The 23,681-nt window shown below is 62.5% G+C and carries 17 protein-coding genes and 4 pseudogenes; 13 read left to right on the top strand and 8 right to left on the bottom strand.

Features of this window, described 5'->3' with window-relative positions:
* The first annotated feature begins 76 nt into the window (after nucleotides 1–76).
* Nucleotides 77–295: a hypothetical protein gene (locus tag ACQCS0_RS10175; RefSeq protein ID WP_354154943.1), complete on the top strand. Its 219-nt coding sequence runs from the start codon at nucleotides 77–79 to the stop codon at nucleotides 293–295.
* Nucleotides 296–704: 409 nt separating this feature from the next.
* On the opposite strand, the gene ACQCS0_RS10170 is transcribed toward ACQCS0_RS10175, so the two are convergent.
* Nucleotides 705–2,179 (bottom strand): IS3 family transposase gene (locus ACQCS0_RS10170; RefSeq protein ID WP_426939766.1). Its coding sequence is split into 2 segments (ribosomal slippage): nucleotides 705–1,762 and nucleotides 1,762–2,179, totalling 1,476 coding nucleotides; the frame shifts between segments, so codons are not numbered across the junction.
* 505 nt (nucleotides 2,180–2,684) lie between these two features.
* On the opposite strand from ACQCS0_RS10170, the gene istA reads away from it, so the two are divergent.
* A complete protein-coding gene (gene istA, locus ACQCS0_RS10165; RefSeq protein WP_354156390.1) occupies nucleotides 2,685–4,241 on the top strand; it encodes an IS21 family transposase in 1,557 nt (518 codons plus the stop codon).
* The gene (locus ACQCS0_RS10160; protein WP_354156391.1) at nucleotides 4,238–4,987 is read left to right on the top strand and encodes an ATP-binding protein; all 750 of its coding nucleotides are present in this window, start codon (nucleotides 4,238–4,240) and stop codon (nucleotides 4,985–4,987) included. Before istA ends, ACQCS0_RS10160 begins: the two co-directional genes overlap by 4 nt.
* 299 nt (nucleotides 4,988–5,286) lie before the next feature.
* On the opposite strand, the gene ACQCS0_RS10155 is transcribed toward ACQCS0_RS10160, so the two are convergent.
* Nucleotides 5,287–5,916 (bottom strand): hypothetical protein, encoded by a 630-nt coding sequence (locus ACQCS0_RS10155; RefSeq protein WP_354156392.1) that lies wholly within the window; start codon nucleotides 5,914–5,916, stop codon nucleotides 5,287–5,289.
* 285 nt (nucleotides 5,917–6,201) lie between these two features.
* Here ACQCS0_RS10155 and ACQCS0_RS10150 point away from each other — a divergent pair, with 285 nt between their 5' ends.
* Nucleotides 6,202–6,489, top strand: coding sequence for a hypothetical protein (locus tag ACQCS0_RS10150; RefSeq protein ID WP_354156393.1), 288 nt, complete (start codon nucleotides 6,202–6,204; stop codon nucleotides 6,487–6,489).
* A gap of 144 nt (nucleotides 6,490–6,633) precedes the next feature.
* On the opposite strand, the gene ACQCS0_RS10145 is transcribed toward ACQCS0_RS10150, so the two are convergent.
* Nucleotides 6,634–7,461: a hypothetical protein gene (locus ACQCS0_RS10145; RefSeq protein ID WP_354224671.1), complete on the bottom strand. Its 828-nt coding sequence runs from the start codon at nucleotides 7,459–7,461 to the stop codon at nucleotides 6,634–6,636.
* A 681-nt stretch (nucleotides 7,462–8,142) separates the two neighbouring features.
* On the opposite strand from ACQCS0_RS10145, the gene ACQCS0_RS10140 reads away from it, so the two are divergent.
* Nucleotides 8,143–8,406 carry a hypothetical protein gene (locus ACQCS0_RS10140; RefSeq protein ID WP_354156395.1) on the top strand — a complete coding sequence of 88 codons (264 nt, stop codon included), beginning with the start codon at nucleotides 8,143–8,145 and terminating at the stop codon, nucleotides 8,404–8,406.
* Nucleotides 8,407–8,717: 311 nt separating this feature from the next.
* Here the strand turns inward: ACQCS0_RS10140 and ACQCS0_RS10135 are convergent, their stop codons facing one another.
* The 4 genes from ACQCS0_RS10135 to ACQCS0_RS10120 all read right to left on the bottom strand — a co-directional run bounded on the left by ACQCS0_RS10135 (nucleotide 8,718) and on the right by ACQCS0_RS10120 (nucleotide 13,447).
* Entirely contained in the window at nucleotides 8,718–9,749 is a 1,032-nt protein-coding gene (locus ACQCS0_RS10135) for an aldo/keto reductase (protein ID WP_426939496.1), read from the bottom strand.
* 8 nt (nucleotides 9,750–9,757) lie between these two features.
* Nucleotides 9,758–10,630: an NAD-dependent epimerase/dehydratase family protein gene (locus ACQCS0_RS10130; RefSeq protein ID WP_426939495.1), complete on the bottom strand. Its 873-nt coding sequence runs from the start codon at nucleotides 10,628–10,630 to the stop codon at nucleotides 9,758–9,760.
* 367 nt (nucleotides 10,631–10,997) lie between these two features.
* Nucleotides 10,998–12,182 (bottom strand): alkaline phosphatase family protein, encoded by a 1,185-nt coding sequence (locus ACQCS0_RS10125; protein ID WP_426939494.1) that lies wholly within the window; start codon nucleotides 12,180–12,182, stop codon nucleotides 10,998–11,000.
* Nucleotides 12,179–13,447 (bottom strand): alkaline phosphatase family protein, encoded by a 1,269-nt coding sequence (locus tag ACQCS0_RS10120; RefSeq protein WP_426939493.1) that lies wholly within the window; start codon nucleotides 13,445–13,447, stop codon nucleotides 12,179–12,181. Before ACQCS0_RS10120 ends, ACQCS0_RS10125 begins: the two co-directional genes overlap by 4 nt.
* Before the next feature lie 252 nt (nucleotides 13,448–13,699).
* On the opposite strand from ACQCS0_RS10120, the pseudogene ACQCS0_RS10115 reads away from it, so the two are divergent.
* Nucleotides 13,700–14,581, top strand: a pseudogene (locus ACQCS0_RS10115) (IS481 family transposase); the annotation flags it as partial.
* Between the two features lie 30 nt (nucleotides 14,582–14,611).
* Here ACQCS0_RS10115 and ACQCS0_RS10110 read toward each other — a convergent pair.
* A protein-coding gene (locus ACQCS0_RS10110) for an IS3 family transposase (RefSeq protein WP_426940221.1) occupies nucleotides 14,612–15,831 on the bottom strand; the annotation gives its coding sequence in 2 pieces (ribosomal slippage) (nucleotides 14,612–15,597 and nucleotides 15,597–15,831; 1,221 coding nt in all).
* Between the two features lie 280 nt (nucleotides 15,832–16,111).
* Here ACQCS0_RS10110 and ACQCS0_RS10105 point away from each other — a divergent pair.
* The 7 genes and pseudogenes from ACQCS0_RS10105 to ACQCS0_RS10075 all read left to right on the top strand — a co-directional run.
* A pseudogene (locus ACQCS0_RS10105) lies at nucleotides 16,112–16,342 on the top strand (transposase); the annotation flags it as partial.
* Between the two features lie 70 nt (nucleotides 16,343–16,412).
* Nucleotides 16,413–17,291, top strand: a pseudogene (locus ACQCS0_RS10100) (IS3 family transposase); the annotation flags it as partial.
* A gap of 48 nt (nucleotides 17,292–17,339) precedes the next feature.
* Nucleotides 17,340–18,556: pseudogene (locus tag ACQCS0_RS10095) on the top strand (ISL3 family transposase); the annotation flags it as partial.
* A gap of 638 nt (nucleotides 18,557–19,194) precedes the next feature.
* Complete coding sequence (locus ACQCS0_RS10090) at nucleotides 19,195–19,839, top strand: GntR family transcriptional regulator (RefSeq protein ID WP_354154230.1); 645 nt, start codon at nucleotides 19,195–19,197, stop codon at nucleotides 19,837–19,839.
* 107 nt (nucleotides 19,840–19,946) lie between these two features.
* Nucleotides 19,947–21,377, top strand: coding sequence for an amidohydrolase family protein (locus ACQCS0_RS10085; protein WP_354154231.1), 1,431 nt, complete (start codon nucleotides 19,947–19,949; stop codon nucleotides 21,375–21,377).
* Nucleotides 21,378–21,431: 54 nt separating this feature from the next.
* A complete protein-coding gene (locus ACQCS0_RS10080) occupies nucleotides 21,432–22,907 on the top strand; it encodes an NCS1 family nucleobase:cation symporter-1 (protein WP_354154232.1) in 1,476 nt (491 codons plus the stop codon).
* 166 nt (nucleotides 22,908–23,073) lie between these two features.
* The gene (locus ACQCS0_RS10075) at nucleotides 23,074–23,382 is read left to right on the top strand and encodes a hypothetical protein (RefSeq protein WP_354154233.1); all 309 of its coding nucleotides are present in this window, start codon (nucleotides 23,074–23,076) and stop codon (nucleotides 23,380–23,382) included.
* Nucleotides 23,383–23,681: the final 299 nt, after the last annotated feature.

Here is a 23,681-nt window from a genome sequence, read left to right as displayed (position 1 = left end):
CGGCGGGATACATGTGCCGGGATTCGGAGCCTATGCCGAAGCGTCGGACAAATAGAGTTCGCTTGCCAACAGGTAAATGCACGGTCAGCCAACGCCAGCGGCGGGCCACCCGGTGTTCGACGTCTGGCTGCGCAGCCTCTCCGCCGTGCCTCTACTGGAAGCCAAGATTCAGAGCATGCTCCGGGCAAGCATGAGCGGCCGCAGGCAGGTTGTGCTCCGTACGCCCAAACGTCTGGGGCATTTCTTCGACAATTCCGAACGGCATACGGGCGAATACATCCCCATGATCCAGTGACGCCGCTGGGACTCCCTGACACAGGGACGAACTCCGCCCGAGGCAGCTAATGAGCTGCCTCGCACGGAGCCCGTCAGTGGGACGCGACGATGGGTGCGCGGATCCCGTCTCCAGGATCGACGACGGTCAGGTGGCCGCTGGTTCTTTTACTGCTGTAGATTCCGCACCGGCATCCAGGTCAGCCGGAGGGCTGGCAAGTGGCTGGCCCATCCGGCCAGCCAAAAATGGCGAGAACAACGCAAATCACCGCGCAGATCCCCCACACTGCCTGATACGACAGGTGGGATGAAACAGGGACCGTGATCCCGCCCGCGGTGCTGGTGGTCATAAGTGAGGACATCACCAAGGCAAAGACTGCACCCGCGACCGCCCCGGCGGAATTTTTCAAGCTGAGCGGTACCAGTGGGAGTTAGGCGGCTGACTGTTCGGTGATTTCCTTTGGCTGGTTGATCCAGGCTGGTCCTGGGAGTGCGAGGATTTTGGGATCTGTTTTCTTGGTGAAGCGTTCGGGGTGTCTCGCGCGGGCTGCAGCGAGGGTTGCAGAGCGTTCCTTGGCCACGGTGGAGGCGTGGCCGTAATGGACATTGGCGGGCGTGTGGAAGCCGATGCCGGAGTGCTGGTGATGATGGTTATACCAGTCCACGAACCCGCTGATAAATGCGCCGGCATCGTGGACTGAGGCGAAGCGTTCGGGGAATTCCGGACCGTATTTCAGCGTCTTGAACAGCGCCTCGCTGTAGGGATTGTCATTGCTCACCCGGGGTCTGGAATGGGATCGGGTGACTTCCAGATCCGAGAGCAGCGCGGCGACGGTTTTGGATGTCATGGACGTTCCACGGTCCGCGTGCACGACCTGGGGGATGCCGTGGATTCCGAAGATTCCCTTCATCATTTCCACCGCCAGCGCCCCGGATTCGGTGGCGTGGACGTGCGCGCCGACTATGAATCTGGAATGGATATCGATCATCATGTAGCAGTCGAAGTACTTGCCCCTGACCGGGCCCGCAAGCTTTGTAATATCCCACGTGAACACCTGCCCCGGGGCGGTGGCGACCAGTTCAGGAACCGTCCGGGGCGGGTGCTTAGCCAGCCGGCGGCGTTCTTTGACCTGCTTGTTTTCCTCCAGCACACGATAGAAGGTCGACAGGGATCCCAGATAGATTCCCTCGTCCAGCAGCTTCGTATAGACCTGCATGGGTGCCAGGTCCACGAACTCCAGCGAGTTCAGCGCGGCCAGGATCTCCGCCCGCTCAGCGGCGCTGAGCTTGTTCTGCGGCAACACCGCATGGTGGTCCCGCGGCGGTGCCGGTTTGCGGTTCGCGGTCGTCCTGGAAACGCCGGTCAATGCCGCCGCCCGGCGTGATGGAATCTTCAGTTCCAGCATCGACCGGTACGTTGCCATCAGCGTTTCTTGGATCGGGGCTCGTCCGGCATATCCTCTGAGGCGCTCTCTAAGAACGCCTGTAGTTTTCCCATCAGGTCCAGGGCTGCCTCGGTCTTCTTCAACCGGCTCTCGCTCACCTCTAACTGGCGGCGCAAACGCGCGTTCTCGGCCTGGTCCGCCGAGAGTTTCCCGATCGATTCCCCGGCCTTCTTTCCGGCCAGGACGCCGGCGTCCCTCAGCCGCCTCCATTCGGTCATCTGCGACGAGTACAGGCCCTCTGTGCGCAGGAAAGCACCACCCTCATTGCTCTCGCAGGCATTCTCATATGCCGCCAAGAACTCGAGCTTCTGGGCCGGGGTGAATGACCGGCGAGGCCGCGGCCCGCCGGCCCGCGGCCCAGAACTACTACTACTACTACTACTACTACTACTACTACTACTACTACTACTACTACTCACAGCACTATCTTCGCGTACTGCACTCAAAACTGGACTGGACATGATGACTGGATTCCTGGCTCTCGCCCCACGCGATTAAACGGACTTGCTACGAGCCCCTGGTACCGTTCCAGCCTGACACGTAGGGCAGCGGCCAAGGCGGCCGGAGCATCTTGGGCCGACATAGGCCGCGCCGTCGGCACCAGCCGCCAGTCCGCCCACGAACGTTGGGCAGAAAAGCAGTGACCCTGCACCCCCCGATGCCCCTTGATGCGGACACGTTAAGTTTTTCCTTGACCTCCGGGGAAACATTGGTCGTTGCGCTGCTGATGTTCATAGGGCTGCTGACCACGGTGGGGATCCTTCTAATTGCTGCCGGGAATATCCGGCTGACGGCTTACCCCGTCCAGTGAATATTGGCTTGTGTGGGCTCCACCTGTGGTGCGGGTGAGCGCCATCGTCCGGTAGCGCGACTGGTGTGGTTGAGCACCACTGTTGGTGTGGTTGAGCACCGCCTGTAAAGCTCCTTCCACCATGTGACGGACACATGGTGGAAGGAGTACCGGTAATGGTACGGAAGATCAAAGCGAAGCTGGTGTTGCAGCTGCGTAATCAAAGCCTGTCGCGAAGAGCAATTGAGTCCGCTCATGGGATATCCCGTCACAGCATTCAGGCGGTCCTCGATGCGGCGGAGCTGGCAGGTCTCGGTTGGGATGACGTCGCCGAGCTGTCGGAGGCCGCGGTGTATGCGGCGTTGTTTCCCGGCCGTGGCGTCCGTGAGAGTGTCTTTGCGCAGCCGGACTGGCCTCGGGTGCACACCGAGCTGGCCAGGGTGGGGGTGACGTTGAAGCTGCTGCACCAGGAGTATGTCGACGCGTTTTCTCGCGCAGGACAGGCAGTGATGAGTTATGACCGGTTCTGCCGGCTCTACGGCGAGCACGCCGCCGTGACCGGGGCGTCGTCCCGGGTTGGTCATAAGGCCGGCCGCAGCATCGAGGTCGACTGGTCCGGGCCCACGATGCAGCTGCTGGATCCGAGTACGGGTGAGATCTCGAAGGTGTATTTGTTCGTCGCCTGCCTGCCCTTCAGCCGGTATGCGTTCGTGGAAGCGAGCCTGGATATGCGGCAGGAGTCGTGGCTACGCGCCCATGCGGCGATGTTCGCATTCTTCGGCGGCAGCGTCCCGCGCCTGGTTCCCGACAACCTGAAGACCGGGGTGATCTCCCACCCCCGCGAGGGAGAGGTCGTTCTCAACGACGCTTACCGCGAGATGGCGGCGCACTATTCGGCCGCGGTATTACCGGGCAGAGTTCGGGCTCCGAAAGACAAGGCGAGCGTCGAGAACACGGTCTCTCATGTCGCGACCTGGGTCATCGCGGGGCTCAGGCACGAGCAGTTCACATCTCTGGCGCAGTTGCGCACCCGGGTCTATGAGCAGATGGATGCCTATAACCGGCAACCGTTCCAGAAACGCGCCGGGTCCCGGCTGAGCGTCTTCACCACCGAGGAGCTGCCGCTGATGCAACCGCTGCCGGCAGCCCCGTTCGAGATCAGCACGTGGTCCTACCGGCGCAAGGTGAACAAGAACGCCCACGTGGTCTGGGCGAAGAACTTCTACTCCGTCCCCTTCAGTCACATCGGCTCCCTCGTTGACCTTCGCGTCACGGACACGATGCTGGAGGTCTATCGGGGTGATGAGCGTCTGACCAGCCACCTGCTGCTGTCGGCAAGCACGGTGAATCAGTATCAGACGAACGATGCGGACCTGCCCGAGGGGCGCAGCTTCCAGGCCTGGGACCGGGCCCGGATTGACGACTGGGGTGCCCGGATGGGCCCGGCCACGGTGACGGTGATCGGCAAGATCTTCGAGGCAGCCTCCATCGAGGAGGCCGGCTACGACCCGGCCCTGGCGGTCCTGCGCCTGTCGCGTAAGTTCTCACCAGCCCGGGTGGAAGCCGCCTGTCAGCTCGCGCTGCGAGGGCCGATCCGCTCCCCGCGGTATGCACACCTGAGACCGATTCTCGATACCGGGCAGGACAAGACCGGCCACGTCTCGGAGGAGCCTGAGTGCGATGATGGCGGTTACGTCCGCGGCGGCGCCTACTACGCCGGAGTGACCCGTTGAACCGCTTGGACGGGGAGACCAAACGCAAGCTGCGGGAGATGAACGCAGGCGAGCTGCTGGAGGCGATCGATACCCAGGACGAGACGCTGTCGATCAGTCTGTCGTTCGAAGAGCGAGTGAGGTTGGTCGTCGATGACGCCTACTCCACCTTCACGCACACCAAGGTCGCCGGGCTGATCCGACGGGCGGGGCTGCGTTATCCGAACGCGGATTTGCGTCGCATCGACCTGCTCGACGAACGCGGCCTGAACCGGCAGCTGCTGACCCAGCTCGGCACCTGCTCGTTCGTGGCCCGGCAGCAGAACGTCGTCTTCCAGGGGTTCACCGGGTCGGGGAAGTCGTATCTGGGATGCGCGATTGGTAAACGCGCCTGCGAGCACCGCATCCGCGCCCACTACGTCCGCATGCCCGACCTCGAGGAAGCCTGGGTCGCCGCCCAAGACACCCCCGGCGGGGCCGGGAAGTTCCTGCGCAAATACGCCGCATTCACGTTGCTCGTTATTGACGAGTGGTTGCTGGACCGGCCGACGGAGTCGATGCGCACCATGCTGCTGGAGCTGATGGAGCGCCGTTACGGCGAAACGTCGACGGTGTTCTGCACCCAGTATTCGCAGAAGGACTGGCACCAGCGGCTCGGCTCCGGTGTTCATGCGGACGCGATCATGGACCGGATCATCCACAACACGATCTGGGTTGAGACGGGCACCTACAACATGAGGGAGCACACCGCGCTGGCCAGCGCGTAATCGATGACGGAGAGCGTCAGTGGCTCCCAGCCACACCACCACTGGCGCTCTCTCGCACGATCGGTGGTGCTGAACCGCACGATTGGGCGGTGCTCAAAGCCTCAAATACTCAGTCCAGGCCATCTCGCGATCATTCAGCAGATTTGGCCAGCCCTGAGAATGACCGTCGCGGCCTCCCGGGCTCCTTCCCGGCTTCGATGCGCCATGTCAAAAAGGAATACCCGAACAACTTTCATCTACTTTGGCATTTGCAGTACTGGCAGCCCGAAGATTCCCGGGCTTTCGTTCAGCTTGTCCGGCTAACGGGTCCACGCAGTAGGAACCTTGGCCATCGCTAGGGACTCCATGGTTGCGGCGCAATCGACCCCGATCTCAGCGCTCCGGAGATGGTCGCCGCTGATGATAGTTACTCCGTTGGTTCGCGCAGCTTTGAGCCAGAGGGCGGTCTCCGGGTCCTCCGGGTTGAATACACGTGACCACACGAGGCTGTTGTCGACCAGCAATGAAACGAGTCCCTCGGCAGAAGCCCGGCACTGGATGCTGTCGTCAGCTGGCTGGGCTTTAAGAACGATGTCCTCAATATCAGCATTGCGCGCGGGCCTAAACCCACGTCCCAGCAGATCCTCAGTCAGCAAAGGCCACTGCTCGACGTTCGGCTGCCTGTCGGCAGTGGGACGGGTGGCAGTAAACGCGAGAACCGCGTAATGCAGAATCCCAAAAGAGCCTGCAATCCCGACCGTCAGTCGGACTCCCCGCATCTCCATATTGTGCAACACCGTGTTCTCGATCGGTGGCCCCCTACCGCTCAATGAAAGGACATCGTCGTCCTTGCAAACACGATAGGAACAACAGTGCCCAGACGGAAGAAATTTTTCCATCGATGCGATAAATTGCGTAAATCTTGAGATGCTGGCGAACCCGAATACCATTGTCCGCAACCACAGCCTCATTAATCCCGAAGGGAGTCAGCCGCCCTCGGATGTAACCTTCTGCGGGACACTCCGCTGGGGAATGGCGTGAACGAGGCCTGTGAATCGCAGCGATAAAAAGCTGGAACTAACCAGCAACGACCCTGAGGATAACCCGGCTGGTTGACCTCATTTGGGGCGGGAGAAGCGCTTCCTGATAGGGCACGCGGCCGCGCACGACCGCATCTATCGCTACGGTACGCTTACGCTGGACGTTCGCCGTTGATCGATTTCCTTGGGGGAAACATGAAGTCACTCGCACCAGTCATGATCGTTGTAGGAGCGGTTTTCCTCGGAGGGTGTTCCGCACCGAAGAGCGCTGCGGACACGTGCAAAGAATTCAAGGCTCTGGCTGCATCTTTTTCCGGTGGTCCAGCGGGCATGTCCCAAGAATCGCGTAACACGGCAACTGGGAAATATGCCGATCTCGCCTCCAGATCCCCAGAAGCCTTGAAGAGCGATATACAAATCGTCGCTGACTACCTCAAGGTGTTGGTGGCCGACGGCAACGCCGGTGAGGCGAACCCGCTCTAAGATGAATACAGACTGGCCGAACGGCGCTTTCGGGATGCCTGCAGCGTTGTGGGCTAGATGGCCCCTTGGTGGTAATGCCAACCTCTGGCGACCCGCACCATTCATCGCTCAGGGCCAGTCTAGATTGCCCGACGCACGCCGAGACTATGTCCAGGTTGTACGGGACTTGCGGCGAATCAGGTACTCATGAAACTTGGGCGCTGTGTATTCGTAGAGGCCCTTTTGTAGCCGGTAAATCACACCTTGGTCCGCTAGCCTGCCCATCAGGACGTTGACGTTGCCCTGTTTGCGGGAAGTAACCCTGTGTATGTCAGCCGTCCGCAGCGGCGGGTAATCGCAATCGCCGGTGAGGAGGAGGAGGTCCTGCTCGGCGGGGGTCAGGGAGTCCAGCCGGGGTGAGTAGAAATCGTGGTCCAAACGTTTGAAGATCGCCTCGCGGAGACCTTTCAACAGGTCCGCTGTCAGGACGTCCGATGAAGTGTCGACGGCATCGTCCCAGAGCTCGGCACCCCACAGCTGCACGAAGTACGGATAGCCTTCAACATCGTCGATCACGGCCTTAAGGAGCTCATCGTTGGCCTCTTTGCCGGTGCCATCCAGTGGCCGAAGGAACGCTTCACGGGTCTGGTCCCGTGTCAGGCGACCCACTTCTTCCCCGCGGAACATCCGCTCGCTATAGGTTCGAGCCTTGAGTAGGTTCGCGATCAAGGTCGGCAGTCCGCAAAGCACGAGTGCAATCGGCACCTGCTGCTCCTGGAGTGTGTTGACTGCGGCGACGAGCAGTGACAGCGGATGCTGTCCGTCGCGGTCCTTGTCGTCCACGAGGACCTGCGCCTCGTCGAGCATCAGCACAAGACCGACCCTTCCGGATTTTACGGCGATCCGAGCCGTTTCCAGAAGGTCGGCCGCCAGGTTGGATTCCTTCGAATTTGCCGCTCCGCCCAGCGAGACGGTGACTTCTTCAAATGTCATGGTCGCCAGGGATCGCGCGCCACTGATAACGGCCTCCGTCTTCTGGCGAAGACTCTCGGTCCGTGATACCTGAGCCTGAACGTCTAGGAGGAGGTCGTGGAGCACTCCGACGATGGCGTCTTCGCGATTGTGTCGAGGCTCTAACTGCAGTCTGCCGACGGCCCAGTTGAGCTCCCCTTTCGTGACTTCTTCGAAGTGCTTGAGCAACACGGTTTTCCCCACACCGCGGAGCCCTGTAATGCGATAGTTGGCCGGGATCTCGGGGGCTCCCCTGAGTATCGCCCGTAGGATTCTTTCCTGACTTTCACGTCCTGCAAGAAAGAGTGGCGTGTTGGCCGCTCCGGGACGGTATGGGTTTTTGATAGGGGACTCCCCGGCTACTCGGTACTTACAAAGTCTTGTTATTACCGACGATACTAACAGATTTCCTTTATAACCGAATAGCCGGGGAGCTGAAATCGGTCCGCTCTCCGCGGATTCGCGCTATTCGCTGGGATTTGCGTGCAATGTGAATCGCAGCGATAAATGTCACCCCTCGGCCGCCCGTAGCCGAACCTTTTGCGGCAGCCCGCTGACCGAGAGAGATGCGGCCACGAAAGGCCTTGCCTGGGTGTGGAACGAGCAGTAGCGTTCTGCGCAGTGGGCCTGCGGACCGCTGGCCCCTCGTCGAGAGGACGCGCTATGCCAACCGTGATCGGCCACCACGATGTGAAGGACAAGGATCATTGGCTTGCCTCACCGAAACGCGAAGAGATCTTCGGACCCCTCGGCGTCACCAACATCCGGACGTTCGTCAACCCACAGAACCCGACGCAAGTGGCGGTGCTGATGGACGTTGCCGACATGGATGCGGTCATGGCCTTGATGCAATCCGAGGCAGGGGCCGAGGCGATGGCGTATGACGGCGTGCTGCCCGAGACCTTGGTGATTCTCGTCGAGGCGTAGTTCTTTTCTCGGAAGCGCGGGTGCGCGAAAACTGCATATTGGCTGTGAACGGACTCACCTCGTGTCGCGGTGAAGGATCCCTTACCGGACGTATGCAAGTCCGGTAAGGCGCCGGCTCACGGGCTCGGTGTAAGAGACACGACTCGCCGTGTTTCTTGGGGGGTGCTCGGAGTGTACCTTCGATGGTGCGGGCAACTTCTGATCCCCGTTCGGCCCCCTCTTCATTGGAGGAAGACAACTGAGAGTTGCCTGTAACAATGGGTCATGCCTCTGCATAACTTTCCGATCAGACGGGTGGCCGAAGACCCCGCCTACCTGCCGCCTTGGATCTTCCGGCTGCGCTGTTCATGTGCCATGGGGCCGTAGGGATACACTCCGACGCGCGGCTGGCTGGCTTGGGTCAGCCGCTCTGTTTCCTCGGGGGTCAGTTCGAGGTCCGCCGCGGCGAGGTTGTCTGCCAGTTGGTCGATGTTGCGGGCGCCCAGGATCACGGACGTCACCGCGGGCCGGTCCGCCAGCCAGGCCAGGGCCACTTGCGAGGCGCTCACACCGTGGTCAGCGGCAGTCTTTTCCACTGTTCCGATAACGTCCCAGGTGCGGGGGTCGTCGTTGCGGGCCTGCCACGCTTCCATGCCTCGGTTGGGGTTCTCGCCGAGCCGGGTCGCACCGGCGGGCGGCTCGTCGCGCTTGTACTTGCCGGACAGCCAGCCGCCACCCAGGGGCGACCACGGCAGCAGGCCGATGTTCGCGTCCAAGGAGGCTGGGACGATCTCCGACTCGATCTCGCGGACCAGCAGGCTGTACTGCGGTTGCAGGGTTACGGGGGCGCTCCAGCCGTGGGCTTTGGCCAGGTGGATCGCCTTGGTCAGCTGCCACCCCAGGAAGTTGGAGAAACCGTAGTAGGCGATCTTGCCATTGCTGACGGAGTCGTGCAGGAAGCGGAGCGTCTCCTCCAGCGGTGTGATGGGGTCCCATGCGTGCATCTGGTAGAGGTCAATCTGCTCCACTCCCAGGCGGCGGAGGGAATCATCCAAGGCCCGGGTCAGGTGGCGGCGGGACGTGCCGACGTTGTTCGGGGCCTCGCCCATGGGGAAGCGTCCCTTGGTGGCCAGTACCACGCTGTCCTTGGCTTCGGGCCGCCGCGCGAGCCAGCGTCCGATGATTTCCTCCGATACACCGGTGCTGTAAACGTCAGCGGTGTCGATGAAGTTGCCGCCGGCGGCAACATAGCTATCCAGGATGGCGTGGGACGTTTCCTCGGTGGCCTCGGCCCCGAACGTCATGGTTCCCAGCGCGTAGTTCGAAACCACGGCGCCGCTGTTGCCCAGTGTGCGGTACTGCATGATGCTCCTCAGTTCTCGGTGGGGGTGGTGCGGTTGGAGTGGTAGGTCCGCCAGGTGTGTTCAGGCTCGAATCCCAGCAGGCGCCGGGCTTTGTCGATCGACAACATGGTCTCGTGTTCGCCCAGCTCCTTGGTTACGGTGACGTTGGGGAACACCTCGGCGGCAAGGCTGACGCTGGAACGGGTCATGACGGTGTCCGCGTTCGCGATGATGAAAGCCTGGAATCCGGGCTGGCCGTGTTCCAGCGCACGCGCCACAGCCTGCGCGCCGTCGCGCCCGTCGATGTAGCCCCAGAGGTTCCATTTCCGCGCACTGGCGTCCGCATCGAACGACGGGAACCGTTCGTAGTCCTCAGGGTCCATGACGTTGGAGAACCGCAGGCCCGTGATGCTCAGCTCCGGATCCCACCGCGTCAGCTGGACCGCCATCTGCTCCTCAAGATGCTTCACGAGTGAGTAGGTGCTTTCCGGACGGGCCGGGTATTCCTCATCCACCGGGATGTAGGGAGGGTCGACGTCGAACGGCAGTCCCAGCACCGTCTCGCTGGAGGCGTAAACCACCTTCTTGATCCCGGCCCGCCGGCACGCCTGGAAGACGTTGTAGCTGGAGAGCATATTGTTCTCGAACGTGGCGGCATCCGGAATGATGCCGGGCGCGGGAACTGCACCCAGGTGGACAACGGCGTCGAACCCCTTGTGCCTGTCGTCCAGACCGAGGAGCACATCGAGCACCTGTCCATAATTGCGCAAGTCCACGACGGCCAGCCCAGGACTCCTGTCCCCGACCCGGTCCAGGTTCAGCACCTGGTGGCCGTCGTCGGTCAGCCTGCGGACCACATGCCGTCCCAGTTTTCCGCTTCCGCCTGTCACTGCAATTCTCATGACTACTCCCTTACTTCTCCATCAAGCTCGACATCCCGCGGCGGCCGCCCCATCGGGACTCGGTACAGCCGGTGGGGCGGGCCGAATTGCCCACGCAGCCTCGTGCAAAACGCTCGCCAGCCGGCCCTGCAGGTCGCTCGGCGGGAACCGGTTTCCTGCGGACTACCCCATCGGACGTTACGCACCTCGCGCGGCGTTGTCAGCAGGTTTTCCTGTCCCTGCTTTTCCTAGGACGCGGAGTCCTACCTTCCCTGTAGTAGACGTGGCGCGGCACTGACGCTGGCCGTGTGTAGCTCGTAGCCGCGAAAAACGCCCGGCCGGTGATTTGGACACCTGCCGGGCACTTACGTTTATTCTGTTACTCGTCCTAGACCTTGGCGTTGTACACGTCGAGTCCGAAGCGGTTCAGTCCTGGCGTGCCGGCGTAGCCGAGGTAGGGCAGTCCGAAGGTGTCTTCGATGCTGGCCAGCAGGCTGTAGTGGTTGTACGGGGTGGTGGACCAGGTCCCGCCTTTGGTGAACGGGGAGAGGACAAGGGCTCCGACGCGGCCGCCGCCCATCCCGGTAATACCAGGCAGTGGCGAATTCGGCCCGGGACCCTCCCCGCAGCAGGCGGTTGCATCGGACGGGGGTCCGTCCGATTCGTCGAAGGTGATCACAAGGACGCCGTCCTGTTTGAATGCCGGGGAGGAGGTGATGGCCGGAACCCAATGGTTGAGCCACTCGTCGGCGCTCTTGAGGCCGCCAGGCTGTCCGTCCACGCAGGGGGCGTCGTGGCCGTCGTGGCAGAGGTTCGGGGTGATCATGGACAGATTAGGGGTGGTGGCGGCGGAGGCGAGGTCCGTTTTCAGGGTGCTGAGGTCGACGTCGTTCTTAGCGCAGTCCGGTGAGTCGGTGATCCCGGCGAAGTAGACAAAGGGGTTATGGCGGGCCGCGTATTGGTCGCCGACTTTTGCCTTCTGGGTGTCGTCTACTGCGCCGACGGCGGGGTGCCGGCAAGGGGTTCCCATGTCTTCCATGTAGCCCTTCCACGTCTTGCCGGCTCCGGTCAGCTGGCCGGCCACTGTGGGGACGCTGGCGGGGAAGACGCAGCCGTCGCCGACGGCCTGGCCAGGACTTGCCGTGCCACTTCCGACAAACGGTGAGTAGTTCTGGCAGTCGGCCTGCATCTGGGGGTTGGGCCCCTGGCCGGAAATCTGGGCGACGTAATTCGGCTGGGAGTTGTGGGCCGTGCCGAAGTACTGGTTCAGCAGCACCCCCTGGCCCCTGAGCGTCTTGGACAGGAACGGGGCGGCTGACGCCGGACCCCACGTCTCGTCGTAGCCTTTATTTTCGAGGTTGATGACGAAGACATGCTTCGCCCCGGGCAGGTAGCCCTGGCCAGCGGTAGTGGCTGTCGGAGCGCCGGCTGTGGCGGAGGGCTGGGCCGGTCCGTAGCCGATCGCCGCCGCGGCGAGCAGGACAATGGCCGCGGCGGAGGCCCGCAGAGCCAACCGGCGGGCCCGCTTGCGGGATCCGGAGGTCGTCGTCGTGTGATCTGTGGTGGTGTTCACGCGAGTTTCCATCCGTCGGCGAGTGCTTTCTGTTTCAGGCCGGACCATTCCTCTTCCGGGGGCGGGCCCACAGGGGTGCAGGCCGGCCCGGCGACGAACGGCGGGACAAGATATTTGGGCGCTGCGAGATTGGCGGGTGTGCCGAAGTCCAGGACTTCGGCGATGTTGCGGGCGGCCTTGTCCCGGGGTGTCAGGGCTGGCAGGTTCCACCGCCATTCGATGGCTTTGAGCACGGAGGTGTGGTCATAGACGTCGTGGGCGATGTGCCGGCGTCGGGCGCGCGGGGAGATGACCACGGACGGTACCCGGAAGCCGCGCAGGGCCGTGTCCGGGCTCGTGTCCGGGGCCGTGCCCGGTGCGATGTGGTCGTAGAACCCGCCCCACTCGTCGTAGTTGATGACCAGCAGGGTGTTGGCCCAGCCCGGGCCGGTCGTCACCGCGTTGTAGACCTCTGCGAGGAAGGTCTCTCCGGAGCGGATGTCCGCGTGCGGGTGGTCATCCCCGGAGGTGCCGGAGCCTTCCTCGGTGAAGCGAGGATCCACGAAGGACACAGCGGGCAGCCTGCCTGCGCTGGCGTCGGCGAGGAATTCGGCGTAGTGGTGCGATATGTCTAGGTACTTGGTGCCCCAGAGTGCGGTGAAGGGGATGTCGCCGTAGTAGTACTTGCCGGAGACTCCGGCAGCGGCCAGCCGGTCCCAGATGGTCGGGAGCGTGGACGTGACCGTGGAGTTGTGCAGCCGGTCGGTGGCGGCCGCGTGCTGGTAGAACCGGTTCGGATAGGTTTCGGCCATCGTGGCGGCGAAGTACCGGTCACAGACCGTCCAATCCGGGCCGGCTTGGCGCCAGAAGTCGAGGTCCGCGGCGTCGTAGTAGCCGACGGCGAATTCGTCATTTTTACCCGCCCGGAGCCAGCCGTTGTTCTTGCCGTTGTTGTACTGGATCCGGCCGCCCTCGTACGAGTGGTCCGGGTCCGGGTGGCCGCAGCCCTGGAAATCCGTCAGGTGGTGGGTGGTGTGCGGGATGCCGTAGCGGTCCGTGTAGCTCAGTCCGGACTGTTTCCCGTCGGCGCCCGGCATCCAGCCAAGGAAGTGGTCGAAGGAGCGGTTCTCCATCATCACCACGATGATGTGCTCGATCCCGGAAGCACCCGCGGCCGGCAGCGCCGGTGTGGCAGCATCCGCGGCCCGCAATGTGCTGCCCGTGGCTAAGGCGGTGGCGGCAGCAGTGCCTGCCACGCCCAGGAAATTACGTCTGGAAAAGTTCACGTCGTGGGTTCCTTCATCGTCGGGTCCGGTCGCCTGCTCCACTGAGTGAGCTGTGGCCAGCGCACAGGTAATCGAACGCGGGGCCGGAAAAGTTACGCGCTGCCCGTCTCGTGGGCACAGCAATGGTGACGGCCAACGCCTAGCTGTATTGACCACGGACGTTAGGAACGTTCGGCGTGGTTAGGTGACAAAAAGAAGACCTCCGAGTGGAGTGGGGCTTGTCTAAGAGTCCGATCCACAAGGAGGTCTTCAATGTCCCATGCTAACGCCATCCTGACGCCCAAGGGCAGGCTCCGGCTGGCTCAGTGCATCGTCGATGACGGGTGGCCGCTGCGCCGGGCAGCTGAACGGTTCCAAGTCTCGGTGACGACCGCGGCGCGGTGGGCTGGCCGCTACCGGGATCACGGCGAGCACGGGATGAATGACCGGTCCAGCCGGCCCGTCAGCTCCCCGGGCCGGACGTCCGTGCGGCGGGAGCGACGGATCATCGCACTCCGGATCAACCGCCGGTGGGGACCTGCCAGGATCGGTTACCTGCTGGGCATCCACCCCTCCACGGTGCACCGGGTCCTCTCCAGGTTCGGGCTGGCAAGGCTGTCCTGGCTGGACCGTGCCACGGGCAGGGTGATCCGCCGCTATGAACACCACAGCCCCGGAGAGCTGGTCCACGTCGACATCAAGAAACTCGGGCGGATCCCTGAAGGCGGCGGACACCGCACGGTGGGCAGGGCCGCAGGCAATCGGAACAAGACCGGCACGGCAATGAACCGGCGACCGGGCTACGCCTTCCTGCACAACGCGGTCGATGACCACTCCCGACTGGCCTACACCGAGATCCTGGCCGATGAGAAGAAGGAAACCGCGGCCGGGTTCTGGGAACGCGCCAACGCCTACTTCGAAGCCTGCGGAATCACCGTGAAACGGGTGCTGACCGACAACGGCTCCTGCTACCGCTCCTACGCATTCAAGGACGCACTGGGCCCGGACATCAAGCACAAACGCACCCGCCCCTACCGGCCACAGACCAACGGAAAAGTTGAGCGCTACAACCGCACCATGCTCGATGAATGGGCCTACGCCAAACCCTACGCATCAGAGTCCGAGCGTGTTGCCGCTTTCACCGAGTGGCTGCATGAACCGCGCTGGGTTTGATGGAGACTTCGTTTATGCAGTCTGCGTTGACAGAATACACGTTTGTTGATGGGTGGTTTCAAATTCCGTTGGCGGAATGTCCCCGATGCTTGTGTGCAGCCGTTCGGTGTTGCACCAATGGACCCAGCGGGCCGTTTCGGACTCGACGTGCTGGCGTGATTTCCAGGTGGTGAAGCGGTCGAAATCGATCAGTTCGGTCTTGTACAGTCCGATGGTCGATTCCATCAGGGCATTGTCGTACGCGTCCCCCACGGTACCGATTGAGCCCTCCATGCCCGCAGCGACCAGATGCTCGGTGAGCATGACGGAGGTGTACTGTGACCCGGCGTCGCTGTGGTGTATCAGCCCGGTCGCGGTGAACTCGCTGTCGGTACGCCGGCGCACCGACAGGGCCTGTTGGAGGGCATCAGTGACGAGGGGCGTCTCTTTGCTCATCGAGGCCTTCCAGCCCAGGATCCGCCGTGACGCCGCGTCCGTGACGAAAGACACATAGCAGAACCCCGCGTACGTCCAGACATACGTAAAATCTGCGACCCAGATCCTGTCCTGGACGCCGGTATTCCACTGGCGTTTCACCCGGTCCGGGAACCTTGCCGCCAGGTCATCACGGCGGGTGGTGAAGGTCTTGTGTCCGCCGCGCAGCACACCCCGCAGCCCTGCGGCACGCATCAGCCGTCCGACCCGGTCCCGGCCGATCTCGTGGCCTTCACGCAGGAGCTTCTTCCACATTTTACGGACACCGTAGACGCTGAAATTGGCTTTATGGATGGTCTTGATGATGTCGATCATTTTCCTGTCTGAGAGTTCGCGTTTGGACACGCCGCGCTTGATGGCGGCGTAGTAAGTCGACGGGGCAATCCTGGTCCCGTGCTCGGTGAGCACGGCGCAGATCGGTTCGACGCCCCATCGCAGGCCTTTGGCGTCTTTACGGTCCTTGTGGGCCGTAATGAAGGCAACTATCTGGTGTGTGGCCGGTCGATCTCGGCCGCGAAGAAAGCCGAGGCCGCCTTCAGGATCGCGTTGGCCCGGCGCAGCTCGGCGTTCTCGCGCCGCAGCTTCTTCACTTCGTCGTTCTCCGCCACCGTCGCCCCGGGCCTGGAACCGGTCTCGATCTCGTGCTGGACGATCCAGGGCCGCATCGTGTCCGCGCTGACGCCCAACAGGGCACCTACGTGCTTCCGGGCGGCCGTTTCCGACTCGCCGGCAACTTCACCCCGGCGCTCGAGATACATCCGCACCACGCGGGCCTTGGTTTCCTCATCAAATTTTGGCTCTCCTGACTCTTCCGTGGGCGTTTTCAGCGCGCCTTAACGAACGCACGCCGCTTCCTGTCTAGGTTTCTGACTGTTCAAGGAACAGAAACTTTCAGACGGGAAAACGGCGTGCGAAATGCAAGACTATGGCGAACTCTGCTCGGTGTCGAGAAAACGGTCGTCGAGGCCATCGATCTGGACGAGGAAACGGGGTGAGGTGTACTACTGATGTGAGACACAGTTTGAAAGGATTGTGCCCATGTCTGCTCGACCAACCTATTCCGATGAGTTCAAAGCTGATGCCGTTGCGCTGGTGATTTCCTCGGGACGTTCGCCGGCTTCGGTTGCGCCGGAGCTGGGGATTTCCGTAACCGCTCTGAAGCGTTGGGTGCGGCTGCATCATGAGGGCCAATCGGAGGGCGGGGGCAAACCCGATGATCCGGTGGATCCGGCGAAATACAGGGCATTGGAAGCCCGGCTGCGTGAAGTCGAGAGGGAAAATGACTTCCTAAAAAAGTTTCAGCGTTCTTCGCCAGAGAACAACGGTAGAGGATCTCTACCGCCTTGTTCAGGCGAAGAACGCGCAGTTCCCCATCCAATGGATGTGCGGGCGGCTGGGCATTTCCAGGGCCTCGTATTACCGGTGGCTGGCCGCGGAAGAGTCCCCGACGGCGGCCCGGCACCGGGAGCTGACAGAACACGTAAAGGTCATGTTCGATTCTTCCGACGGGATATTCGGGCACCGCATGGTCCATACGAAACTTGCCGCCGCTGGCATCGAGGTGTCGGTGGGAACGGTGGCGGTCATCATGGCGGAGAACGGCTGGGCCGCGAAGCGGATGCGGGCGTTCAAGCGCACGACGATTCCCTCGGATCCGGACAAGGTCTTCGCGGACCTCATCGGGCGGGATTTCACCTCCGCCGCCCCGGGAACCCGTCTGGTCGGGGACATCACATACTTGCGCACCGGCGAGGGCTGGCTGTATCTGGCTACTGTCATCGATCTGTGCACGCGCATGGTCGTCGGCTGGGCGATGGCTGACCACATGCGTGCCTCTCTGACTACCGGGGCGCTGAAGATGGCCAGGGACCGCGGTCATCTGCAGCCTGGTGCCATTTTTCACAGCGACCGCGGAACGCAGTACACATCCCGGGAAATGAGTGTCTGGTGCACCGGTAACGGCATCCGACAGTCCATGGGAGCCACCGGGGTGTGCTGGGATAATGCAGTGGCCGAGTCGGCGTTCTCATCCCTGAAAAACGAGTTCTACCACCACCACAGCTTCACAACCCGCCAGGAAGCCCGGCGCGGAGTGATGAAGTACATCGAAGTGTTCTACAACCGCTGGCGGCCCCACAGCAACAATGACGGCCTCCCGCCGGCCACAGCAATGGCGGCTTTCACACCCACCGCGCAACCGCTTCCAGCGGCTGCCTGACCAAAAAGAAACTACGCGACTGTCTCACATCCTTGACACACCTCAGGGATACTGGTCGCCTCTGTCAGGCCGACAGGCTCGATGCGGAACCGGTGCGGGATCTGCCGCCGCCGTTGCCCGAAATACGACCAGGGCCAGGGTCGACGCCGCTGGCGGGCACTGGACGCCGGGACGATCCGGGTCGAGTTGGAAGCCGACGCCCCGAGGGTGTCCTGCCGGGTCCACGGCGTGAGCGTCGCCGCCGTGCCCTGGGCCCGGCATCAGGCCGGCCACACCCACCATTTCGACGCGCAGGTCGCCTGGCTGGCCACGCAAACGTCCAAGACCGCCATCACGGAGCTGATGCGTATCGCCTGGCGCACTGTCGGCGCGATCATCACCCGGGTCTGGAACGACACGGAGAAGCTCCACGACCAGTTCGCCGGCCTGAGGCGGATCGGCATCGACGAGATCTCCTACAAGCGCGGCCACAAGTATCTGACCGTCGTCGTCGACCACGACAGCGGCCGGCTGGTCTGGGCGGCCCCGGGCCAAGACAAGGCCACCCTGGGCACGTTCTTCGACGCCATCGGGGCAGAACGCTGCGCCCGGATCACGCACGTCTCCGCCGACGGGGCCGCGTGGATCGCCGTTGTCGTGGCCCAGCGGTGCCCGAATGCGGTCCGCTGCGCCGACCCGTTCCACGTCGTCAAATGGGCCACCGAAGCCCTCGACGAGGTGCGCCGGGCCGCGTGGAACGACGCCCGAAAGGCAGCCCGGACCACCGAGGCCAGGCGCGGCCGCGGCCGGCCAGCGAAAGACGCGCCGCCCCGCCCGGACAGTGCCCGCGCAGCCGGTGTGAAGAACTCCGCTACGCGCTCTGGAAGAACCCGGAGAACCTGACCGAGAAGCAGCAGGTCAAGCTCGCCTGGATCGTGCAGACCAACCCCACCCTCGGCCGGGCCTACTACCTCAAGGAAGGACTCCGGGTCATCTTCAAACTGCCCCACGACGAAGCCGCCGAAGCCCTCGATAAATGGGTCGCCTGGGCGCGCCGGTGCCGGATCCCCGCGTTCGTGAAGCTCCAACGCAGCATCGTCAACCACCGCGCCGCGATCCTCGCCGCGATCGAGCATGGGCTCTCCAACGGACGAGTCGAATCGATGAACACGAAGATCAGACTCATCACCCGCATCGCTTTCGGCTTCAAATCACCCGAAGCACTCATCGCCCTCGCGATGCTCAGCCTCGGCGGTCACAAACCGGTGCTCCCCGGCCGAAATTGACCCACGGAAGAGTCAGGAGAGCCCAAATTTTCTACCACTTGCCATGACTCTATTCTCCGTGTGAGGTTAGAGTCTCCATCAAACCCAGGGTGGTTCAACTTCAGGCTGCAAGCACCTGCCAAGACCAAGGCCCGCGCGATCGGACAGCTCGAATCCCTGGGCTACCAAGTGACCCTCGCGCCCCTGCAACCCACCGGATAATCCTGCCTCAAAACGCCGACCGCCAGATCATTCAGTCAACGGGACAACGTCACCGCAATTTTCATGTCAGCCTGACATTTGCTGGCCACGAGGCCGGCCGTTGGTACCCGACAGAAGGTCAGCGGTGTCGATGGTGTGGGCGTCGGCGAACGACCAGAATTTTTTTTGCATGCTGGTGCCCGGGAGCAGTCCGCTGCTAGGGCTCAGCTTTTCTTCTGCGGACCGCTTCAAGAAAAAGTCTTGACGTCGACAAGTGTGATACCTCACACTGGTTTTTGGGATCCCAAGAAGGTATCCCAAAAAGGATTCCGTTCATCACTTAGGTCCGAAGAACAGCCCCTGCCGTCTCTCCACCTGCCGGTATGGACAACGTTGACGACGTTCGTGTCCGGTGAGGACCATCCCCCCCGTTCGAACCCATATCAGAGGTACACATCATGGACAGTTCAGCAGGCATTGATGACCGGCCATTGCGTGACAGTGTGCGTGATGCGATCCGCAACCGGATCTTCGAGGGCCACTATGCTCCGGGCACGCGGCTTGTTGAGCGGGACCTTGCGGACGAGTTCAGCGTCTCCAGGTTGCCGGTTAGAGAGGCTCTGCGCATGCTGCGGCAGGAGGGACTCGTTAGCGACCGGGCGAACTCTCGGGGAACAGTGGTCAGCAGCCTGAAGCCGGAACAGGTGGCCGACCTGTTCGATGTCAGACTTGCCCTTGAGGTCCTGGCAAGTGAACTGGCAGCCGCACGGGCCACCCGCGCGGAGCTCGCCCATCTGAATTCTCTGCTGGATACGGCGCAAAGCTGCCTGGCGACGGGATCAATTTTCGAAGCCCACGCAGCAAACAATCAGTTCCACGACGCCATCACAACCATCGCGCGAAACGAGTTCCTGCGGGCCGCGTTGGAGCCGCTGCAAGGACGGATGCACTGGCTTTTCCGGCACGCAACTGATCTTCCCGAGCTGATCCGGGAGCACCGCCAACTCTACGAAGCTATCGCCAGCGGGGACCCTGACCGCGCCGGCGCTGCGTCCAGGGAACACATCCAGAAGTACCGCAAGGACTATTACCTGCACCACTGACCCAGGTATTCGGGACGGTTCGCTGCCATTAGCCTGCCGGCCCTCTATTTAGTGCACCCAAAAATCGTCACGTGGCGGACAAAAGAATCCCACAGAAGGGACATCCAATGGAAGATCTGCCAGATCTCGTCATCTCCAATGCGACGGTCGTCAACGCCGACGGCCGCAAGAACGCACACGTGGTCATCAGGGGCCGAAAGATCGCGGAACTCGTTGACACCGTTCATCGGGTGCCCCAGGCATCCGCCACCGTCGACGCTCGCGGTCGCCTGTTACTCCCCGGCGGCGTGGACGGGCATTGTCACGTCGCCCAGATAACGGGGAAACACCGCACCCTCGACGATTACGCGGTGACGTCAACGGCTGCACTCTGGGGTGGTACCACGACGATCATTGACTTCGGCATCCCGCGGGACGACGCCGAAACACCGTTGGAGGCAGCCCGCAACAAGATCGCCTTGGCCCGCGAGTCGCGCTGCGATGTGGGCCTGCACGCATCCGTCGTCACGTGGGACGAAACGGTGCCGGCCCAGCTGGAAGAGCTAGCCGCGCTGGGAATCCGGTCCGTGAAGATGTACACAACGAATCGCGGGTCCACCATGGCGGACAATGACACCATCCTGCGGGTAATGAAGCAGATGGTCCGGCTCGACGGGCTCACCTACATTCATGCTGAACACGACGCGATCATCGCCGACTGCACGGCCGGGCACGCGGCCACAGGTGACATTGGCATACGCCACCTGCACCGGACCCGGCCGGAGCTCGCCGAAGAAATCTCCGTGAAAGAAACCCTGGCGATGGCCGAATACACCGGAGCGCCGGTGTACTTCGTCCATCAGTCCACCCCGGGAGCTGTCGACCTGGTGACCGAAGCCCGAATGGACGGGCTCACGGCCTATTCGGAGACCTGTCCGCATTATCTGACGCTGGACGAAAACGTCTACGGCGAAGACTTTCCGGAATGGTACGCCTGCTGCCCTCCGATGCGCAGCCCGGAAACGGTCGCCGCCCTCAAGGAACGGGTACTCGCCGGCGCCATCGACACCGTCGCGTCCGACCACTCCTGCTACGACCTGTCACAAAAACGCGAGCGCAGCGATGACATCCGGCAGATGCCGCACGGGCTCCCCGGTGTCGAAACCAGGATGCCGGTCACCTTCACGACCATGGTTTCGCCCGAAGGCCATGGTGTTGAACGCTTCGTGGAGGTCTTCTCCGCCGGGCCGGCCCGCATCAACGCCGTTCCGGGAAAGGGCGTCGTAGCACCCGGTTTCGACGCCGACCTCGTCCTGGTCGACCCCGCCGAAGTACGGACCGTCTCCGGCGCCGCCCTGCATATGGGCACCGATTTCTCGCAGTTCGACGGGAAGGCTCTGCGGGGCTGGCCCCAGCTTGTGGTCTCAGCCGGACGGATCGTCGTGGATGAAAACGGATTCCACGACCCCGGCCCGGTCGGCCGGTTCATCAAGCGCCACGGATTCCGGGACACCCCCGCAGCCCCGGCAGCACTCGAGGCCGTGAACCACACCGCCTAACAAACCGCATCACCCCAACCGAACCCACCGAAGATGTTTGACAAAGGAGTCATCATGGACAGCAGCCACGAGTCCCTGGCCGCGCTCGATCCATCGGGCCGGCTTTACAACGAGGACCTTGCCCCCGCAACGGAGCGGAAATGGACCTCATACAGTTTCTTCGCCGTCTGGATGTCGGCGATCCACAACATCGGCACATACACGTTCGTCGCGGGTCTGTTCGTCATCGGCCTCACCGGCTGGCAGGTCCTGGCAGCAATTTTGATCGGCACCGCGATCCTCTTTTTCGGCATGAACTGGGCCGGGAAAATGGGCCAACAAACAGGCGTCCCCTTCCCCGTCATGGCACGCATCAGCTTCGGGATCTGGGGCGCCAATATCCCCGCCCTCATCAGGGCCGTCATTGCCATCTGCTGGTACGGAATCCAGACCTATCTGGCCTCGATGGCTGTCGTCGTCCTTCTCTTGAGGATCGATCCTGACCTGCAGCAGTGGCAGAACCAAAGCTTCCTTGGCCTGTCACTCCTGGGATGGGCCTGCTTCATCCTGCTCTGGATCCTGCAATTGTTGGTCATCACCCGCGGCATGGAAGCTGTCCGCCGCTTCCAGGACTGGGCCGGCCCCATTGTCTGGGCCGTCATGCTCGCCATGGCCATCTGGCTCTTCAGCCTGGCAGGGTGGAACATCCCCATGGACCTCTCGATCAACCCGCTAGCAGGGGGCGACGCATTCCGGGGCGTACTGACCGGCGCCTTCCTCCTCGTCGCAACCTACGCCACCATGCTCCTGAACTACTGCGACTTCACCCGCTTCGCGAAATCGGCGAAGTCGGTTGTCCGCGGCAACTTCTGGGGAATACCTGTGAACTTCGCGGCATTCGCTGCCATCAGCATCACCATGACCATTGGAACGGTTGTCGCCTTCGGCGAAGCCATCACCGACCCCGCGTTGATCCTCGCTAAGGTACCCGACACATTCATCCTGGTCGTCGGCGCAGTGATGTTCATTGTGGCCACGATCGGAGTGAACGTCGTCCTGAACTTTGTGTCCCCCGCCTACGACCTCGCCAACGTCTGGCCCAAGCACATCAACTTCCGCCGCGGCGGCATCATCAGCGCAGTCCTGGCACTGCTCGTCATGCCCTGGAACCTGTACTCCAACCCGGTCGTCGTCAACTACTTCCTCGGCGGCCTGGGCGCCTTCCTCGGACCCCTGTTCGGCATCATGGCCGCCGACTACTTCCTGATCAACCGCGGCATCGTCAACATCAAAGACCTTTATCGGTCAGACGAAAACGGAGAGTACTTCTTCCGAAAGGGAGTCAACCCGAAAGCCGTCGGCGTATTCGTCCCGACGGCCGCGATCGCAGCCACCATGGCACTCGTGCCAGCCCTTGGCGCGGTTGCAGCCTTTGCCTGGCCCGTCGGGCTCCTCACCGCCGGATTCGCCTACTTCTTCGTAATGGGCGGCCAGAAGAAAGTCTCCACGGTCGCCCCGGAAGCAGAAGCACTGCTCGAGCCGGCAGAGTGATGGGCTGAACGCCCCCCTCGACCGCCTCGAGAGATATGTCCGGGACTATTTGAGGTAACCAATCGAGGCCTAACCAGCAGAGAGCCGGGACACTGGGTTTGTTCCGGCTCTCTGCACTTCTCTCGTTCGCGCAGCGCCAGCCCGGACCGCCCCGGTCGAGCTTGGCATGGACCGGGTCCTCCTCGCCCAAACGCACGGCGGGCTTCAGTGGTCCCGAGTCGAATGGGCGGAGCAGCTGCTCCTCCGCGCCTACACGCACAGCAGCACCAGGCACTCGGCGCCCCTCCTCACCGCGGTCGCCTTCATCAACTGGTGGGAAGGCCGAGTCAGCAAAGCTCACCAGTTCCGGGAACTCGCCCTCGAAGCCCGACCCGCCTACCGTCTGGCCAGGCTCAGCGACCAAATGATCGGCTGCGGAATGGTCGCCGGCTGGAACATGGACAAAGACCGGGCCTTCCGGCCATCCGGGCCTTGAAGCAACCTAGACACCAGTCACTGGGATGAAGAGACCGACGACGGCGGGCCGTTACGGAGCCAACCGAACACCACAGCATCCCACCGCTCCGGATCAGAATTCCACTCCTGCGTGTGCTCCGCAGACCGAAACGTGTCGACGGGTATCTCCCAAACGCAGGGACGTCATGCCGTCCCGCGTACATCCCGACATGAACGAGTCAGAACAGATATATCGGAACTGGCCGCCACCTCGATCCAGGCACCACAAATAGTCAGCAGGTCATGTTGTATCCGGCCCCAGCCGCCATGAAGTAGTGA

The sequence above is a fragment of the Pseudarthrobacter sp. S6 genome, assembly GCF_050156575.1.
Classification (GTDB): Bacteria; Actinomycetota; Actinomycetes; order Actinomycetales; family Micrococcaceae; genus Arthrobacter.
This window is presented reverse-complemented; position numbering and strand designations above follow the sequence as displayed.

Bases quoted from the DNA above. Each gene is read 5' to 3' on its own strand.
- ACQCS0_RS10155 (WP_354156392.1), bottom strand. From the start codon at position 5,916: ATGGTATTCGGGTTCGCCAGCATCTCAAGATTTACGCAATTTATCGCA.
- ACQCS0_RS10145 (WP_354224671.1), bottom strand. From the start codon at position 7,461: ATGACATTTGAAGAAGTCACCGTCTCGCTGGGCGGAGCGGCAAATTCG.
- istA (WP_354156390.1), top strand. From the start codon at position 2,685: ATGGTACGGAAGATCAAAGCGAAGCTGGTGTTGCAGCTGCGTAATCAA.
- ACQCS0_RS10075 (WP_354154233.1), top strand. From the start codon at position 23,074: ATGGACCGGGTCCTCCTCGCCCAAACGCACGGCGGGCTTCAGTGGTCC.
- ACQCS0_RS10150 (WP_354156393.1), top strand. From the start codon at position 6,202: ATGAAGTCACTCGCACCAGTCATGATCGTTGTAGGAGCGGTTTTCCTC.
- ACQCS0_RS10135 (WP_426939496.1), bottom strand. From the start codon at position 9,749: ATGCAGTACCGCACACTGGGCAACAGCGGCGCCGTGGTTTCGAACTAC.
- ACQCS0_RS10130 (WP_426939495.1), bottom strand. From the start codon at position 10,630: ATGAGAATTGCAGTGACAGGCGGAAGCGGAAAACTGGGACGGCATGTG.
- ACQCS0_RS10175 (WP_354154943.1), top strand. From the start codon at position 77: ATGCACGGTCAGCCAACGCCAGCGGCGGGCCACCCGGTGTTCGACGTC.
- ACQCS0_RS10090 (WP_354154230.1), top strand. From the start codon at position 19,195: ATGGACAGTTCAGCAGGCATTGATGACCGGCCATTGCGTGACAGTGTG.
- ACQCS0_RS10085 (WP_354154231.1), top strand. From the start codon at position 19,947: ATGGAAGATCTGCCAGATCTCGTCATCTCCAATGCGACGGTCGTCAAC.
- ACQCS0_RS10080 (WP_354154232.1), top strand. From the start codon at position 21,432: ATGGACAGCAGCCACGAGTCCCTGGCCGCGCTCGATCCATCGGGCCGG.
- ACQCS0_RS10140 (WP_354156395.1), top strand. From the start codon at position 8,143: ATGCCAACCGTGATCGGCCACCACGATGTGAAGGACAAGGATCATTGG.